Here is a 15,977-nt window from a genome sequence, read left to right as displayed (position 1 = left end):
TTCCTCGGTTCCGGCACCGTGTCCTTCCCCTCTGCCAGTCTCCGTCTCGCATGTGCCGCGGGGGAAGCCTGGACGCATCAGCCGTGGCGCAGGGTCACTCCCCGGCGCGGATGCCGGAGATGAGCCGTGTCGCCAGGTCGGACTGGACCATCAGATACGTGTGGCGGGTGTCGTGCCCCGGGTCCTTCCAGGTGAGGGTGACTCGGGTCCAGCAGTGCCCCATACCGCTGTCGTTGTAGACGACCTTCCACCGCGCCGGGACCCCCTTGGCGCGCAGCGCCCCGTCCTTGTGGTGTGCGGCCTCCCAGCGAGCCAGACTGTGCCGCGCGTCAGCGGTCAGGTAGTGGCGGCGCAGGGCGTCGGTCAGCCGGCCGCGGCCGGAGTCGTAGAGTGCGTCGATGTACGTGCCGTAGAAGTCGGCGACGTGGTCGACGGCGGACTGCGGGTCACCGCTGCGGCCGGACGGGGTGATCGCGGTGGCGGTGGACGTGGTGTCCGCGGGACTGCCGTTCGCGGTCGTCGGCAGCGTCAGCCCGAGAGTCAGCACCGAGGCGCACAGGGCGAGCCGGCGGACCTTGCGAGATGTGGCCATGACGTTCCTCTCCCTTCGTGAGGTGGAACGCGGATGTGCCTACCACTGAGTACAGCGCGCTGGGACCTGTGGCATCGAGGGGCAAGTGACCCTGTTTGAGGGCCCGTTCGGTACCTGATGGCGCTCACGTCCGTCGGGCCGTCGGGGGCCTCTACGCCTTCCCGCGTACGGCGGCACATGCTCTGGTGCACGGTCCTCATGCGCGTGCTGATCAGCTGCTCACCTCTGCTCGGCGTCCGCTTTGACCGCCCTGAGAGTGGCCCGCAGCGCGATGCCGACACCGCTCGAGGTCAGCGTCCAGTACCGCAGGAACCGCGCGGTGGACTCGGGGTCGGTGCAGGCCGTGCGGGCCTCGTAGGTCAGCAGGGCACGCCGCTGCCCGTACGGATGAACGACGAACGAGGCGGCCATCTTGGCCCAGCCCGGCTCGTCGAACGCCGTGAAGTCCTCCGGTGAGATCCACCGCCACTCGATCGAAGGCCGCCACACCTTGCCGACCGCGCCGAAGACCAGTTCGCGGCCGGGGACCTCGCCCAGCGGCAGCCAAGGCTGCTCACCCTTGCGGGCGAGGTCGAAAAGATCGGCGACCCGCATTGACGGGAGCGGAGGCGGAGTGCGGTCAAAGAGCCTGTCCGGCATCCCGCGCACCCACATCACCGCGTCGAACAGCGGGGCATGGACGCTGAGCAGATCCAGCCCGCGCGCGGCGTCGAAGACCGTGTCCGGCGAAGCCGCGATCGCCATGGTCTCCAGACGCGCGAAGCGGAACCTCGGGAGGACGCCGTCCAGCAGCAGTGGTGAACAGATCGAGGGCTTGGGTTCGGTTTCCATCAGATCCTCCAGGATCGCCGCACCTCGTCATCATGACTCGGGCGCCGGTTCGCAGGGCCGAACGGCCTGTGCCCCGGCGCCGACCGGCAGTGACCGCGAGGCGGCTGTCGTCGACTTCGGTCGTTCTCCTTCCTCCGGTGACGGGGAGAGCGCCGAGGTGATGCCGAACGTGACGTCGGGCGGGTGCTCAAGGGAGTTGTGGACCGTGCAGTGCTGCACCACGGCCAGCAGACCGGCGACGCGCTCGGGCGGCACTCCCGGCGCGTTCACACGGAGCGCCACGGAGGCGACGCGCGCCGGGCGGTCTGTGGCCATGGTGTAGCGGGCGTCCACGGTCAGACCGTCGCGGTCGAACGCGTGACGGTCCAGATACCGGCCGGCGTAGTGGGCGACGCAGGTGGCGAGCGAGGCGACGAAGAGTTCCACGGGGGTGGGTGCCGAGTCCGAACCGCCGCTGTCGACAGGCTGGTCGACGGCCAGATGGTGCCCGCGGACCTCGACCCCGTAGACGTCGCCCCGGACATGGACCACTTCGACCTGGTGGCGAACTGCGGATTCCCGAGCACTGCCTTCCGCGTGCCGCTGCGCCTCGGCGCGCTCGACGGCGGCAGCCTGTGCCAGCAACGTTCCGGCCAGATCCCGCGCTTCACGCGGTGTCAGGCTCGCCCAGATCTGGCCGTCGTCGTACGGCTCGCGTGGGATGTCGAGAATCACGCGCCCCGATCCGGCCGGCAGCTCCTCGGCGTCGAAGCGGGACACGGCGATGGTGCGTCCGCACTCCGTACGGGTCCGGCTGGGCTCGGTGAAGGACCTATTAGTGCTTCGTTAGGTCTTCCTGAGGGCGTCGATCAAGAGCATGTTGGTGACGTGGACGCTTATGAAGTGGGCCGTCTGCGGGCGGCGTTGGATTTCTATGTGGCCGATGTGTTCGCTTCGGTGCCGCGGAAGGATCAGCGGGCCAAGGGCGGATGCTATCTGCGGGGTCTGATGCTGGAGGGCCGGCGCAAGTCGATCCAGCCGATGGCGGCCCGGTTGCCGGACGGGAACATGCAGGCCCTGCAGCAGTTCGTCAGCCAGTCACCCTGGGAATGGACACCGGTGCGCCGTCGGGTCGCCGAGCGAGTGTGCACGGTGATCCGGCCCGAGGTATGGGTGATCGATGACGTGTCGTTTCCCAAGTGCGGGCGAGACTCGGTCGGGGTGGCATGGCAGTACTGCGGTGCGCTGGGTAAACGGGCCAACTGTCAGGTGGCGGTCAGCGTGCACGCGGCCACCGACGACGCCTCCTGCCCACTGGAGTGGGAGTTGTTCCTGCCGCCGGAGTGGGCCAAGGACCTGTCTCGTCGGCGTCGGGCCGGAGTGCCGGACGACGTCGGACATGAGCCAAAGACACGCCTGGCCCTCAAAGCACTGGACCGTCTGGCCGGGCAGGGACTGCCAGTGCCGGTGCTGGTGGCCGACGCCGGATATGGCCGCAGCGTCTCCTTCCGGCTCGCGCTGCAGGACCGCGGCTGGTCCTACATCCAGGCCGTCGAGTCCAAGGAGGTCGCCCGGCCATCGACCGCCAAGCCGCACCGGCCCCACTACGGCGGCCTGGGGCCACCCACCCTGCCGCGCTATCGCAGCCGGCCCCGCCCCCTGTCCAGCCTCGTCCAGGACGCCCACTTTGCGCAGGTCACCTGGCGCCGCGGCAGCAAGGGCGCGATGACCTCGCGTTTTGCCGTGCTGCAGGTGCGGCCCTCGGGCAAGGAGGCCCGTCGCGCAGCCCAGGAGCGGGCCGGGGGCCGCGAGCGGTGGGACGGCGTCCTGCCGCCGGAAACGCTGCTGGTCGAGCAGCCTGACCCGGACGCGGAGCCGACTGGGTACTGGATGAGCAACCTGCCTGCCACCACCCCGGTCGAAGATCTGGTGCGCTGGGCGAAACTGCGCTGGCGCATCGAGCACGACTACCGCGAGCTCAAACACGGCCTGGGCCTGGACCACTTCGAGGGCCGCTCCTGGCGCGGATGGCACCACCACGTCACCCTCGTCACCGCCGCCCAGGCCTTCCTCACCCTGCGGCGCTACAACCCAAAAGCCCCCGGCACAGCCTGACCCTCTACCAAGTCCTCGACGCCCTCCAGGACCGTCTCCGCTGCTGGACCGGCACCTGCAACACCTGCGGACGCCCCCTCACCCGAGCCAGAACCTAACGAAGCACTACTATTCCACGTCATCGCGACCTCCCATTTCGGCGGGCGTCGGCCTACACGCCCAGCACATGCCTTGCCGGTTCGGGCTGCCAGGGGCGTTTGGTCCCCTCCTGGGTGGCCGTCCGGCCCCGCATTCTCCGGCGCCCCCTGACTCGGGCGGGATCAGCGGCGCGGCGTCAGCGAAGGAAACCTGTGGCGAGCCGGACCGTGGTGAGGGCAGGATCACGTGGTCCTGCGCCCCCACTGCGGCCCGATCTGGTCCCATTCCCGGCCCCATTGGTCGTAGCGACGCCGGTCGAGCCGCCACTGGACGACGCGCCCGGCGGCGAACGTCACGCCACCGAAGAAGAGCGCGGCCCCGGCGCCCAGCATGCCGGCCTGAGCGGCTGCCTCAGCGGCAGTTGGCGGCTCCGTCGTGAGCCGTCCTCTGCTGTCCATCCAGACCAGCACCTTGGATCCGGCCCTGCGCCCGGAGTCCACCGAGGCTCGGCCGGTGTGTATGGAACCGTCCGACGCCGTCCAGCGGACCTTCGCCCGGACATGGCCTCCGTACGGGTCCTCGTCCGTCGGCACGACCCCGGCGGTGTTCTCGACGAGCACGGCACGGACCGCATGCCGTCCTTCGCGTAGCCGGGTGAAGGACTCATCGGCGGCACGAGCCGTCACCACGCCCACGAACGCGCCGCCCAGTGCGATGACCGTCCATACGGCCAAGATGATCCATGCCTCCACGAGGTCCTCGCGCCGACGCAGCGGATTGCTCCGCCACCGCCACAACAGTTGCTGCCTGGGCTCTGCCGCGTGCATGGGACCGCACCTCCTCGGCGTCGTCACAGTCAGCAAGGTGACACCTGCGAGCGAGTCAAGGCATGGGCCGACCAGACGTGAACGTAGGGCCGTTCGGGGTCAGTCACCGGCGGCGCTTGGCATGACGAGAATGCCTTGCGCTCAAGGTCGCGCCGGTACCCGGCCGGTGACTTGCGTTCAGGGCGACAGCTGGGAGCGCCGCGACCCGGGGTGCGCGGTCGGGCTGTCGGTGTCATCAACCCGGTAGTCCAGGCTGTCGGATACGTCGACCACCCCGTCCACACCTCGGCACAGCCGTACGGTGACCGCGATGAGACTCTTGTGCGCGACCGTGCCGCTCAGCGAGACGCGGCCGTCGACGACATGGACGGTCACCGCGCCGGGCGCGATGCCCAGGGTGTGCGTGAGCACGTCCCGGTCGATCTCCTCACGGATGGCCTGGTCCCTGCGCAGAAATACGCGGAGCAGATCGGCACGGCTGATCACACCGACCAGCCGGCCCGCCTCGTCCACCACGGGCAGCCGCTTGACCCGGCCCTGCTGCATCACGCGTGCGGCCTCGACCACGGTCCACTGCGGCCGTGCGGTGATGACCGGGCTGCTCATGAGGCCTTCGGCCGTCGTCGCCGCCGCCTTGGCCCGGTCGGCGGGCCGCGGGCGCAGAGCGGACATCAGCCCCACCGGGTCCAGCTGCGCTGCCTCTTTGCGGAGCAGATCCGCCTCGGACACCACGCCGACCGGACGGTCGTCGTCGTCCACGACCGGAACGGCCGTGATGTCGAACTCGGCCAGCAGCTTGGCGATGTCCTTGAAGTTGGTGTCTCGGCTTACGCGGGCGACGGATGTCGTCATCAGGTCGCTCACCATACGATGCCGCATGGTTCCCGCCTCCTTCTGCGCACGTCTCTTCCCTCCAGTTTCCGATGACCGGTGAGGACGTCTGTAGAGGCCGGTGGACCTCTGTGCGCGGCCGACCGGCCCATGCGCCCGCGTGCTCACGGCCGTGAGGGCACGTCACCGTACTGATCACGCACTGGCTGACCGGACTTGAGGTCATCGACGACTGGTTCTCGGCCATGGCGGCGGCATCGACGGAAGCCAAGAACTGGCGCCCGCTTCTCGCGGACCCTGATTGCGCGGTGCACGGTACCGAACCGCTTCTCCGCGCCATTTTGGGCCAGTTCCTGGCTTCACCTGCAGTACACCACTCAGCGGACACGACCAACAGGGCCGAACGGCCCCCGAACCGGCCAAGCAGCGCCCGAGACCGGCACCGTGCGTGTGACGGCGCCGCCACAGTCGTTCCGCAGCCTGGAGGAGAGCATGCAGACCCCTATTCCTGCAGACTCCCTATTACGGAACGTCGCAGGAGTAGGGCCACGGTGAACGGAGCATACGTGAGGGGAAAGTGGGCCATCCGGCCCTGGTCTTTCGACCCTGGCCGGATACATGCTTCCAGTGCGCCCCACTTCGGGGGCAGACCAGGAATGACGGAGCTGTTTGATGACGGACAACACCGCCGGCACCGGCGGCGCGGCGCGAGAGCCGATCAAGGTCTTCCTCCTCGACGACCACGAGGTCGTGCGTCGAGGGGTGCACGACCTGCTGGATGCCGAGCCGGACCTGACCGTGGTCGGAGAGGCGGGCACCGCGGAGCAGGCCTTTGTGCGCGTCCCCGCCCTCCGTCCCGATGTGGCCGTACTGGACGTTCGCCTGCCCGACGGAGACGGAGTGAGCGTCTGCCGTGAACTCCGCTCGCAAATGCCGGAGCTCTCCTGCCTGATGCTGACTTCTTTCGACGACGAGGAGGCACTCCTCGACGCGATCATGGCCGGCGCGTCGGGATATGTCCTCAAGCAGATCACCGGCACGGACCTTGTTTCCGCCGTACGCACCGTGGCCGCGGGACAGTCCCTCCTGGACCCCGGAGCGACCGCGCGCGTGATGGCCCGGCTGCGGGGCGGTGACCGGCAGAAGGAGGAGCAGCCGTCCGCCCTCGCCGGGTTGACGGAGCGGGAACGGGACATCCTCGCGCTGGTGGGGGAGGGGTTGACCAACCGGGAGATCGGCAAGCGGCTCTATCTGTCCGAGAAGACCGTCAAGAACAACATCTCCCGCCTGCTGGCCAAGTTGGGAGTGGAGCGCCGTGTGCAGGCCGCCGTGCTGGCCACCCAACTGACGGAGCGGCCACAGAACGGCATCTCCATGCCGCCCACGCGTAGGTAGAGCCGCTCGGGGCCCGCCCCCTCCAGGGGACCGGTCTGCCGTGCCCTCGCGGGTCACCATGCCGCCGTGTCCGCCGACTCCGGGATTCCCGCGGATCACGTCGGCTCCACCTCCGCGTTCCCACAGCATCGGTGCCAGTGGATAGGCTGGAGAAGGGCGGGGTACTGCGGACCGAGGAGGGGGTTGTGGGCGTGGAGGAACCGCTGTCGCGGATGCCTCAGATGCGGCTCGATGAGCTGTTGGAGGAACTGCAGGCGCGCATCAACGCCGCACGCGGGACGCGGGACCGCGTTCACAGCCTGCTGGAAGCCGTCGTCTCGGTGGGCCGGGAACTTGACCTGGCTCAGGTGCTGCGTCGCATCGTCGAGGCCGCCGCGCAGCTCGTGGACGCACGTTACGGCGCGCTGGGCGTCATCGGTCCTGACGGCCGGACGCTGTCGCAGTTCCTGACCACGGGACTCTCGGAGGAGGAGATCGCCAAGATCGGCCACCTGCCGGCCGGACACGGGCTGCTCGGCGAGATCATCCACAACCCCGAACCGCTGCGGCTGCGCGATCTCGGCGCTCACGAGGCGTCGTACGGCTTCCCGGCGCACCACCCGCCGATGCGGTCCTTCCTGGGCGTGCCGATCCGGGTCCGCGACGAGGTCTTCGGCAACCTGTACCTGACCGACAAGCGGGGCGAGCAGGACTTCGACGCCGAGGACGAGGCAGTGATCTCCACTCTCTCCGTGGCCGCCGGCGTGGCCATCGACAACGCCCGGCTGTACCAGAATTCGCAGCGTCAGCAGCGCTGGCTGCAGGCCAGTGCGGAGATCACCAATCACCTGCTCTCCGGCAGTCCTCGTCTCCAGGTCCTCGAACTGATCGCCCGCCGCGCCCAGGAGATCACCGGAACACGCCTCGCGGACGTGTCGGTACCGGTCGCGGGAACCGACGACCTTGTCGTCGAGCTGGCGATCGGGGGGGACGAGAGCGAGCGTCGAGGTCTGGTCGTACCCGTGGTCGGCACTCTGTCCGGCGCCGCCTACAAGTCCGGCACCCCTGTCACCTCCGCCGCCCTGGCGGACGACACGCGGTTCCACTTCGGGCCCCGCCGTTTCGATGGCCTGGGGCCCGCGGTGGCCGTGCCGCTGGGCACCGGCGGTGAGGACACCCGCGGCGTACTCCTCCTGGCGCGCTCCGCGGACGGGCCGCTCTTCACCGACGAGGAGCTGGCCCCACTGCGCGCCTTCGCCGGTCAGGCGGCCCTGGCCCTGGAGCTCGCCGAGCGCCGTCACGACGCCGAGCAGCTCACCCTGCTGGAGGACCGGGACCGCATCGCCCGCGACCTGCACGACCTTGCCATCCAGCGGCTCTTCGCGACCGGCATGACCCTGCAGAGCGCCGCGCGACTGGTCGAGCACAGGGGAGCCGCGGAAAGGGTCGAACGGGCCGTCGGGGACCTGGACGAGACCATCAAGATCATTCGCTCGACGATCTTCGGCCTCCGTACCCGCGACGAGGGCACCGCCCCCAGCCTGCGCGCCCAGGTCGCCCGAGCGGTCGGGGAGGCCGGGTCGGCGCTCGGCTATCCGCCCCGGCTGAGCATGGAGGGGCTCCTGGACACCGATGTGCCCGTGCAGGTGGCCGACCACGTCATGGCGGCCCTCACAGAGGCGCTCAGCAATGCGGCCCGGCACGCGCACGCCACGCGGGTGGAGGTCAGTGTGCAAGCCACCACCGACGAGGTCGTCCTGACGGTGACGGACAACGGCAAGGGAATCCCCGAGGGGGGCCGGCGCAGTGGTCTGGGGAACCTCGCGGAACGGGCGAGTGCCCTCGGCGGCACCTTCAAGATCGAAGGGTCGGCAGGGAAGGGCACCCGACTCGTGTGGCGTGCCCCCTTGGACGCCGCCGGCAACGCATGACGCCTCGCGGCGTGCCGCCCTTTGCCTCAGGCGCGGGGCGGAGTCGCGGCCGCGGTGGTGGGCGTCCCTTCGAAGGGTGCTGGTCTCCCCGTCGGGAACTGATCGGTCAGCCGGAAGCCGGTGACGAGGTCGGGTCGGATACGAAGGGCATGCTGCATGGCCCCCGCCACCCACGGCCGCAGCACGGACCGGTAGTGGTCCAACTCGTCGGGATGCGTCACCGGGCGCGCGTATCCGGTGACGACCACACTCCAGCCGAGGTGGGTCTCGGGATCGATCGCATCGGCTTCGTATGCCACGACGAGCCCTGGCCCCTCGGCGGGTGCCGTGAGCGAGGCGAGCGTCGTGCCGTCGTGGAGGGAGACGATGACGTCGTCGCCGTCGAGGCAGTGGTTGACGGGACGTACCGCGGGCAGCGCCTGATGGGTGAACACGATGCGTCCCAGCGAGACGCCGCCCAGGAGCCGCAGTGCGTCGGTCCGGGACAGGGAGACCAGGTGGCGGGGCGGCACTTCGCGGGGATCTCCCGCGTAGTCCGCGTACTCGTTCATCGTGCGCATCCTTCACAGCGGCTGTGTGTCGAATCAGTCTCGGCCTGACGTCAAGCGTTCCTGTGCGCGTCCATCGGGTCTAGGGCCGAACGGACCTTATGGCGGGCCTCCTCGTGGACCCGCGTGATGCGCACGTGGTCGCCCTCAGATGAACGCACACGGAATCGTGCGGTCCACACCGAGAGTGCGCATCACCTGTCCCGGCCGACGCGGAATGTGGCACAGACGGAGCCGGACGCCGTCTGCCGCGCATCGCCGGTGGAGGCGCAGGAGCAGTTTCACCCCGGAGGTGTCGCAGAAGGTGACGCCCGCCAGGTCCAGGACGACCTCCGTCCCGCCCCCCGCCGTCACCAGCATCAGCTCGGGCTCGATGCGCGCGACGGTGTCGAGGTCGAGCTCTCCTTCGAGCGCCAGGCCCGTCACTCCGTCGCACCGTGCCCCGGCCGTCAGGTGGATGGGGGTGATGCGGACGATGGGCGAGACGGTCATGGGCTTCCTTCCACGAGACAGAGGGCGGGGCGAGTCCGGTGCCTCAGGCGTGGGGCACGACGGCCACGGGGCAGGGCGCGTGATGCAGGACGGCGTGCGCCACGGAGCCGATGCGGGCCCCCACAGGCGAACGGCGGGCCCGTCGGCCGACAACGAGGAGTCGCGCGCCGGGAGCCGCCGCGAGCAGCACCTGTCCGCCGCTGCCCAGCTCGACATGCTCGATCACCGGGACATCGGGGAACCGGTCGCGCCAGGGCGCGAGTGCCTCCCGCAGGGCCTTCTCCTCGTACTGCACCAGCCCACCCGCCTCGTCCGCCAGCCGCAGCGAGCCCGGGCTGTAGGCGTAGACGGGCGGCAGGCTCCACGCCCGTACCGCGCGTACCGCGGCACCTCGCGCCGCCGCTGCCCGGAAGGCGAAGCCCAGCACCTCGGCACTGTCCTCCGCGGAGCCCTGCTGCCCCACCAGGACGTCACCCCTGTCCGGCAAAGCGCCGCCCCGCGGGACACGGACGGAGACGACCGGGCAGGAGGCGGTGGCGATCACCTGCTGACCGTACGAACCCAGCAGGAACCCGAGGAGGGCGCCGTGCCCACGTGAACCAAGGATCAGCGTTTCGGCGTGCTCGGCCTCGCGCAGCAGGGCGGCAACGGCGGTGTCCGACACCACTTCTGAAATGCACCGCAGGTCGGGGTGCCGGCCTGCCGCTCGGGTCTCGGCCTCCCGCAGAATGCCGCGGGCGGACTTCGCCGGCTCCTCCGGATCCTGCACGAGGGGCACGTCGAGGGGCTGCCAGAGCCAGGCGTGCACCAGACGCAGTGGTGCTCCATGGAGCGCGGCCTCGTCGGCGGCCCAGTCAACCGCCGCCAGGCTCTCGGGAGAGCCGTCCACTCCTACGGTGATCGCGGGGGTCATCGCATACCTTTCGCAAACGTTTTATGGGGCGTAGCGCGACCGTGTGGGCCGCTGCTCCGTCGGCTCAGCGTGGCGTCGTCGGCCGGTGCGGGGGGAGGGCCGACCGGCCCTCTTGACGTGGCCGTTCGGCGCCGTGCTGAGACGGGTCGGTCCGGCGTTGTGCGGAGGGGGACAGTTCAGGCATCCGGGCCGGGCAGCCACAGGTCGGGGCCGAAGACCTCGTAGCGGATACGCCGTGCCGGAACACCGGCGGCCAGCAGCTGTGCGCGGACGCCGCGCATGAACGGCAGCGGGCCGCACAGGAACACCGAGGCGTTCCGGGGCAGTTCGATGCCGTCGAGGTTCATCAGACCCTCGCGGGCGCCAGGTTCCTCCGCGCCGGGGTGCTCGTACCAGAAAACGGCACGGGCGCCCGGCAGTTGTCCGACCAGCCTGCCCGTCTCGGCGCGCAGGGCATGGTCGACGGGGGACCGGTCGGCGTGCAGGACCAGCACCGGGCGGGTCGAGGCGTGGGCGGTGAGATGGGCCAGGACGCTGGTCATGGGAGTGCCGCCGATGCCGGCGGAGATCAGGGCGAGCGGAGTGGTGGCGTCGTCCGGGTCGTCGAGAAAGACATCACCGAAAGGCACGGAGAGCGCCAGCTCGTCGCCCTCACGGACCTGGTCGTGCAGCATGTTGGAGACCTCGCCGGCGGGGGTGTCGGCCGTCGAGGCGACCCGCTTCACCGTGATCCGCCGCAGGTCCCCGCCTGGATCGGAGGACAGGCTGTACTGCCGCAACTGGTGCACTCCGTCGGCCATCAGAACCCGCACGCTCACGTACTGGCCCGCCCGAGCTCGCGGCGCCGGCCGACCGTCGGCCGGGCGGAGCAGGAAGGACACCACGTCCGGGGTCTCGACGCGGCGCCCGACGACCGTCCAGTCCCGCCACACCTCGCCAGGACGCACGCCGACGTCCTGATACAGGCGGGCCTCACGACTGATCAGGGCGCCCGCCATCAGCCAGTACACCTCGTCCCAGGCGGCCGCCACCTCCGGGGTGACGGCGTCGCCGAGGACCTCGGCGATCGCCCCGAACAGGTACTTGTGCACGATCGTGTACTGGTCGTCGGTGACGCCGACCGCGGCGTGCTTGTGCGCGATCCGGTCCAGCAGTGTGTCGGGGCGGGTGTCCGGATCGGCGAGCAGCGCCGTCGCGAACCCGGCTATCGACCCGGCCAGTGCGCGGCGTTGGGCCCCACTGGCCTGGTTGCCGCGGTTGAACATTCCGTCGAGAAGTTCCGGCCGGTCGCGGAACATCGCACCGTAGAAGCGGGCAGTGATCTCGTCTAGCGCTCCGGCCACGGCGGGAAGGGTGGAACGGATCACGGCGGCGGATTCTGCGGACAGCATGAGGCCTCCCGGGCAGGGATGAGAGAGGGAACGAGGAGGGGGGAAGGGCGCCGCATCGCGTCGGGCGGCATCTTCTGTCTAGCAGGCGTCCGAGCGCCATTCGGCGCTGTTGCAGGGCTCTGGACGAAGGAGGGCCGAGTGGCCCCCTGGGTTCAGGAGCATCGGTCCCGCAACCCGTTTCGCGGTGGGGCCGCTCGGCACCGGGACGCTCTCCTGGCGGCCCTTTCGCCGTATGAACATGGTGAAGCCGGACCGGACCGGGCCGCGCTGGGCGTCGTCGGTCCTGCGAGCCCGTGCCGTGCGTCGAACCCTGCTCGAACTCAGTACGCGGAAGCGGGCCACGTGCAGGCCACGGCCACGATGACGCCCACATCCAGCAGCACGCCGACGCTGAGCCACGGGTCGAACCACACCGCCTTGAGGACAAGGCCGACCCCGGCGGCGACGACAGCCGCCGTGGGCCACCATTCGCTGCCGGCGAGCACCCCGGCACCGGCGACGGCGTAGACGACCGCTGTGTACCAGGCGAGCGCCAGGGCTGTGCCTCGGGCCAGGGAGGGCAGGACATGGACGGCGGCCAGGGCCCGTGAGTGCCCCGGGTCGAACGGGGACGCCTTGTCGGGCCGCTGCGGCGCCGTCCACACGCCTATGTGCAGCAGCCCGTGCACGATCAGGAACGCCGCCACCAGGAAAGTGGTCACGACAGCACCTCCGGTTCACTCGATTCCACGCCGACCGTGCCGGGCCGGAACGGTCGAATACCTGTCGGCCGTCAAGAGGGCGTAGCCGCAGGGTGTGGGACGGCTGACGACCACCGCTCGCGCCCGGGTCTGGCCTGCTGTCAGCGTCGCCATCGGCGGCCCCCGACACGAGAGCCGTCCGGGGCCGTCGTGGAGGCCATCGGTCCCGCGCTGCACCCGCCGGTACCACGGTGGCGCCCATCGCCCGAAGACAGCTCAACTGCGCCGTGGAATCTCGTGACCGTCCGGTTCCGGAAGGCGAGAGAGCGCGGGCGGCAGAAGGTTCCTCGCCGAAGTGAAGCGGGGCGCGCGTGTGTACGCTTTGTCTGTCGGACACCCGACAGACAGGCCCCGTCGCAACCCCAGCCTGCGAGGAAGTGCCATGGCCTCTCGACTCGACGACAAGACGGTGGTGAGCCTGGTGGCCCAGGCCACGGCGGCCCCGTCCATGCACAACGCTCAGCCGTGGCGCTTCCGCTTCCTGGCGGGCGAGCGCCTCCTGCGGCTGTACGCCGATCCGGAGCGGGCCATGCCGCACTCCGATCCTGACAACCGTGCGCTGCACATCGGCTGCGGCGCGGCGTTGCTCAATCTGCGCGTCGCCGCCGCGCACGCGGACCTCCGCCCGGAGACGCGATTGCTGCCCGACCCGCAGGATCCCGCGTTGCTCGCCTCCGTGCACCTGGCTGACCCGGCCGAGCGTCCGCAGGGCGACGACCTGGCGCGGCTGCATCCCGCGATCCGGCAGCGGCACACCAGCCGGCATCCCTTCGCCGACAAGGAGCTGCCCGAGGATGTTCGGACCGTCCTGCGGGACGCTGCCGCGCAGGAGGGAGCCGAGCTGTCGTTCCCCGACTCCTGGCACGCGGAGACCGTGCTCGACCTGGTGCGCGACGCGGAAAGCCGCGACATCCTGGACCCCGACGCCAACGAAGACCTGGTGCGCTGGACCCGGCTCGGGGACGAGGCGGACATCGCCGTGGACGGCGTTCCCGAGTACGCGTTCGGGCCCCGCAAACGGGGCGGCCAGGCTCCTGTCCGGGACTTCGCCGGGCGCCGCCGGGTGGCCGACCGCGGCACGACCTCCTTCGAGCAGATTCCGCACCTGGTCCTGCTCAGCACTCCCGGCGACAGTCCCGCCGACTGGCTGCGCGCCGGCCAGGCACTGGAGCGTGTCCTTCTGGAAGCCACCCTCGCGGACCTGGCCACCTCCCTGACCTCCCACGCCCTGGAGATCCCCGGGCTGCGCCTGCTGGCCCGTGACCCGGCCTCGGGCCACGGCCAGGTGCAGATGGTGCTGCGGATCGGATACGGACCGAGAGGCCCGGCGACCCCGCGCCGCCGGGTGGCGGATGTCCTGGAGACCGGCTGACCGTAAACGCAGGGGACTGGTCAGTGTGAAGCGGGGGCGGCACGGGACCATGCTCATGGAACCAGGCGTATGAGGTTCGCCGGAGCCCGAGACCGTACGAGGCTGGTGCGTGGCTTCCGGGCGCCGGGACCGCGGCCGAGGTGGCCCGCCGTCGGCGGATATGGCCGAGCGTCGAACGGCACTGGGTGCGCCCGGCGTTGGGTTTGAACTCGCGGGGGACCGGGCCGTCTCCCGCCCGGCGGGCGCCGCGGCGCTCGGGGCTACGACGCGTCTGGGCACGACGAGGGTCAGCTGCCCGGCAGAATCCGGCTGCCCTACGGGCCTCCTGCGCACGATGACCGGGTCGCCCGGACCGAGGTTGCGGCTTCCCGGCCCGGCCTCGTCTGCTCGGCGTCCGCCCCGCCTCCACGATGGCCGATCGCGGGCGGCCGGCCCGAGAATGCCGCGCCCACGCCACCGGGTGAGCCCGGGCCCAGGGACCATCCGTCCGCCGACAGGGACTCATGGCCCATGCCGCGGGTGACTCATGGTGCGGACAGTGGTGAGGCGACACCGTCCCGCAGGCACAAAGTCCGCGGGGCCCGTTTGTCCCGGTGGTGCCCATCGCTGGGGAGAGGAAAGGGACGGACGACATGGCCCAGCCGTTACATGCGAAGAGCGGGAGCTCGACGTCGGGCGTGCCGGTGTCCCGCCGGGCCTGGCTGATGCTGGCGCTGGCCACGGTGGGTTTCGCCGTCAACTTCTGGGCGTGGGCGCTGCTGAGCCCCCTGGCCCCGCGGTTCAAGGACAGCCTCGACCTGGCGTCGTTTGAGCAGTCGTTGCTGGTGGCGGTGCCGGTCGTGGTCGGATCGCTGGGCCGCATCCCGGTCGGGGCGCTGACCGACCGGTTCGGCGCGCGCGTGATGTTCCCCGCCGTGTCGGCGGCCACCGTCGTGCCGGTGCTCTACCTCGGTCTGGCCGGACACTCCTCCCTGGCCGCCCTGTTGATCGGCGGTTTCTTCCTCGGCGTCGGCGGGACGGCCTTCGCCGTCGGCGTGCCGCTCGTCAACGCCTGGTTCCCTCCCGAGCGGCGCGGTCTGGCCATCGGCGTCTTCGGCGCGGGCATGGGCGGCACCGCGATCAGCGCCCTGACCACGGTGCGGCTGGTCGACGCCGGCAGCATGTCGACCCCGTTCCTGATCACCGCTGCGGTGCTGACCGTGTACGTCGTGACCGCCGCGCTGCTGCTGCGTGACGCACCCGGCCGTACCGTGCCGACCGAGCCGCTGACCCGCCGGCTGGCCGCCGCCGCCCGCCTCGGCATCACCGTCCAGGCATCCGCGCTGTACGCGGTCGCGTTCGGCGGCTATGTGGCCTTCTCCGTCTACCTGCCCACCTACCTCAAGACCGGCTACGGCCTGACGCAGGCCGACGCCGCCAACCGCATGGCCGGGTTCGTGCTGCTCGCGGTGGCGATGCGGCCGATCGGCGGCTGGCTGTCCGACAGCCTGGGCCCGGTGCGGGTGCTGGCGGGATCGCTGGCCGTTGTCGTGGTCGGGGCGGTCACCCAGTCGTTCACCCCGGCCCTGGCGCCGGCGGGCACCATCGCCTTCCTCGCTATGGCGGCCGCGCTGGGTGCGGGCAGCGGAGCGACCTTCGCTCTGGTGGCCCTGCGGACGCGGGCCGACCAGGTCGGATCGGTCACTGGCGTGGTCGGCGCCGCGGGCGGCCTCGGCGGCTTCCTGCCGCCGTTGGTGATGGGCTCGCTGTACGGCGCCTACGGGACGTACGCGGCCGGCCTCGCCCTGCTCGCGATCGTGGCCCTCGCCGCGCTGGCCTACACCCTCACCGGGGTCCGCACCGCGGCCGATGGTGGCGTGCGGACGAGGCCGACGGGAACGAAGGCCAAGGCGAGGACCGGTGTTTGAGCACTCCGGGGCGCGGCTTGCGGGTTGGCGGCCGACGGGGCGACATCCTCGGACCC

General features: G+C 70.7%; 15 protein-coding genes. 5 read left to right on the top strand and 10 right to left on the bottom strand.

Annotated elements, in window-relative coordinates:
• Positions 1-94: 94 nt before the first annotated feature.
• From ACWFRU_RS29255 to ACWFRU_RS29245, 3 genes are all read right to left on the bottom strand, one after another.
• The gene (locus tag ACWFRU_RS29255) at positions 95-592 is read right to left on the bottom strand and encodes a hypothetical protein (RefSeq protein WP_453691107.1); all 498 of its coding nucleotides are present in this window, start codon (positions 590-592) and stop codon (positions 95-97) included.
• A 219-nt stretch (positions 593-811) separates the two neighbouring features.
• Complete coding sequence (locus ACWFRU_RS29250) at positions 812-1,423, bottom strand: hypothetical protein (protein ID WP_453691106.1); 612 nt, start codon at positions 1,421-1,423, stop codon at positions 812-814.
• Between the two features lie 30 nt (positions 1,424-1,453).
• Positions 1,454-2,182, bottom strand: a complete 729-nt coding sequence (locus tag ACWFRU_RS29245) for an OsmC family protein (protein ID WP_453691105.1) — start codon at positions 2,180-2,182, stop codon at positions 1,454-1,456.
• A 108-nt stretch (positions 2,183-2,290) separates the two neighbouring features.
• Between ACWFRU_RS29245 and ACWFRU_RS29240 the strand changes: the two genes are divergently transcribed.
• Positions 2,291-3,517: an IS701 family transposase gene (locus tag ACWFRU_RS29240; RefSeq protein WP_409061932.1), complete on the top strand. Its 1,227-nt coding sequence runs from the start codon at positions 2,291-2,293 to the stop codon at positions 3,515-3,517.
• 320 nt (positions 3,518-3,837) lie between these two features.
• Here ACWFRU_RS29240 and ACWFRU_RS29235 read toward each other — a convergent pair whose 3' ends face one another.
• Entirely contained in the window at positions 3,838-4,422 is a 585-nt protein-coding gene (locus tag ACWFRU_RS29235; RefSeq protein WP_453691104.1) for an Rv1733c family protein, read from the bottom strand.
• Between the two features lie 177 nt (positions 4,423-4,599).
• Positions 4,600-5,301, bottom strand: a complete 702-nt coding sequence (locus ACWFRU_RS29230; RefSeq protein ID WP_453691103.1) for a CBS domain-containing protein — start codon at positions 5,299-5,301, stop codon at positions 4,600-4,602.
• A 624-nt stretch (positions 5,302-5,925) separates the two neighbouring features.
• Here ACWFRU_RS29230 and ACWFRU_RS29225 point away from each other — a divergent pair.
• Positions 5,926-6,648, top strand: coding sequence for a response regulator (locus tag ACWFRU_RS29225; protein WP_409054969.1), 723 nt, complete (start codon positions 5,926-5,928; stop codon positions 6,646-6,648).
• A 185-nt stretch (positions 6,649-6,833) separates the two neighbouring features.
• Complete coding sequence (locus ACWFRU_RS29220; RefSeq protein ID WP_453691102.1) at positions 6,834-8,558, top strand: sensor histidine kinase; 1,725 nt, start codon at positions 6,834-6,836, stop codon at positions 8,556-8,558.
• Positions 8,559-8,584: 26 nt separating this feature from the next.
• On the opposite strand, the gene ACWFRU_RS29215 is transcribed toward ACWFRU_RS29220, so the two are convergent.
• The 5 genes from ACWFRU_RS29215 to ACWFRU_RS29195 form a co-directional block, all read right to left on the bottom strand.
• Positions 8,585-9,109: a pyridoxamine 5'-phosphate oxidase family protein gene (locus ACWFRU_RS29215; protein WP_453691101.1), complete on the bottom strand. Its 525-nt coding sequence runs from the start codon at positions 9,107-9,109 to the stop codon at positions 8,585-8,587.
• A gap of 144 nt (positions 9,110-9,253) precedes the next feature.
• Positions 9,254-9,598: an STAS domain-containing protein gene (locus ACWFRU_RS29210; RefSeq protein WP_409054966.1), complete on the bottom strand. Its 345-nt coding sequence runs from the start codon at positions 9,596-9,598 to the stop codon at positions 9,254-9,256.
• A gap of 43 nt (positions 9,599-9,641) precedes the next feature.
• Positions 9,642-10,511, bottom strand: a complete 870-nt coding sequence (locus ACWFRU_RS29205) for a universal stress protein (protein ID WP_453691100.1) — start codon at positions 10,509-10,511, stop codon at positions 9,642-9,644.
• A gap of 176 nt (positions 10,512-10,687) precedes the next feature.
• The gene (locus ACWFRU_RS29200) at positions 10,688-11,902 is read right to left on the bottom strand and encodes a globin domain-containing protein (RefSeq protein ID WP_409054964.1); all 1,215 of its coding nucleotides are present in this window, start codon (positions 11,900-11,902) and stop codon (positions 10,688-10,690) included.
• Positions 11,903-12,222: 320 nt separating this feature from the next.
• Entirely contained in the window at positions 12,223-12,603 is a 381-nt protein-coding gene (locus ACWFRU_RS29195) for a hypothetical protein (protein ID WP_453691099.1), read from the bottom strand.
• A gap of 421 nt (positions 12,604-13,024) precedes the next feature.
• Here ACWFRU_RS29195 and ACWFRU_RS29190 point away from each other — a divergent pair, with 421 nt between their 5' ends.
• Positions 13,025-14,014, top strand: a complete 990-nt coding sequence (locus tag ACWFRU_RS29190; protein WP_453691098.1) for an Acg family FMN-binding oxidoreductase — start codon at positions 13,025-13,027, stop codon at positions 14,012-14,014.
• Between the two features lie 704 nt (positions 14,015-14,718).
• Positions 14,719-15,921, top strand: a complete 1,203-nt coding sequence (locus ACWFRU_RS29185) for an MFS transporter (RefSeq protein ID WP_453691192.1) — start codon at positions 14,719-14,721, stop codon at positions 15,919-15,921.
• The last annotated feature ends 56 nt before the right edge of the window (positions 15,922-15,977 follow it).

This window comes from Streptomyces sp. NPDC055099 (genome assembly GCF_053607685.1).
This window is presented reverse-complemented; position numbering and strand designations above follow the sequence as displayed.

Coding starts and splice junctions, on each gene's coding strand:
- ACWFRU_RS29235 (WP_453691104.1), bottom strand. CDS start 4,422: ATGCACGCGGCAGAGCCCAGGCAGCAACTGTTGTGGCGGTGGCGGAGC.
- ACWFRU_RS29205 (WP_453691100.1), bottom strand. CDS start 10,511: ATGACCCCCGCGATCACCGTAGGAGTGGACGGCTCTCCCGAGAGCCTG.
- ACWFRU_RS29225 (WP_409054969.1), top strand. CDS start 5,926: ATGACGGACAACACCGCCGGCACCGGCGGCGCGGCGCGAGAGCCGATC.
- ACWFRU_RS29230 (WP_453691103.1), bottom strand. CDS start 5,301: ATGCGGCATCGTATGGTGAGCGACCTGATGACGACATCCGTCGCCCGC.
- ACWFRU_RS29250 (WP_453691106.1), bottom strand. CDS start 1,423: ATGGAAACCGAACCCAAGCCCTCGATCTGTTCACCACTGCTGCTGGAC.
- ACWFRU_RS29215 (WP_453691101.1), bottom strand. CDS start 9,109: ATGAACGAGTACGCGGACTACGCGGGAGATCCCCGCGAAGTGCCGCCC.
- ACWFRU_RS29190 (WP_453691098.1), top strand. CDS start 13,025: ATGGCCTCTCGACTCGACGACAAGACGGTGGTGAGCCTGGTGGCCCAG.
- ACWFRU_RS29210 (WP_409054966.1), bottom strand. CDS start 9,598: ATGACCGTCTCGCCCATCGTCCGCATCACCCCCATCCACCTGACGGCC.
- ACWFRU_RS29185 (WP_453691192.1), top strand. CDS start 14,719: ATGCTGGCGCTGGCCACGGTGGGTTTCGCCGTCAACTTCTGGGCGTGG.
- ACWFRU_RS29255 (WP_453691107.1), bottom strand. CDS start 592: ATGGCCACATCTCGCAAGGTCCGCCGGCTCGCCCTGTGCGCCTCGGTG.
- ACWFRU_RS29200 (WP_409054964.1), bottom strand. CDS start 11,902: ATGCTGTCCGCAGAATCCGCCGCCGTGATCCGTTCCACCCTTCCCGCC.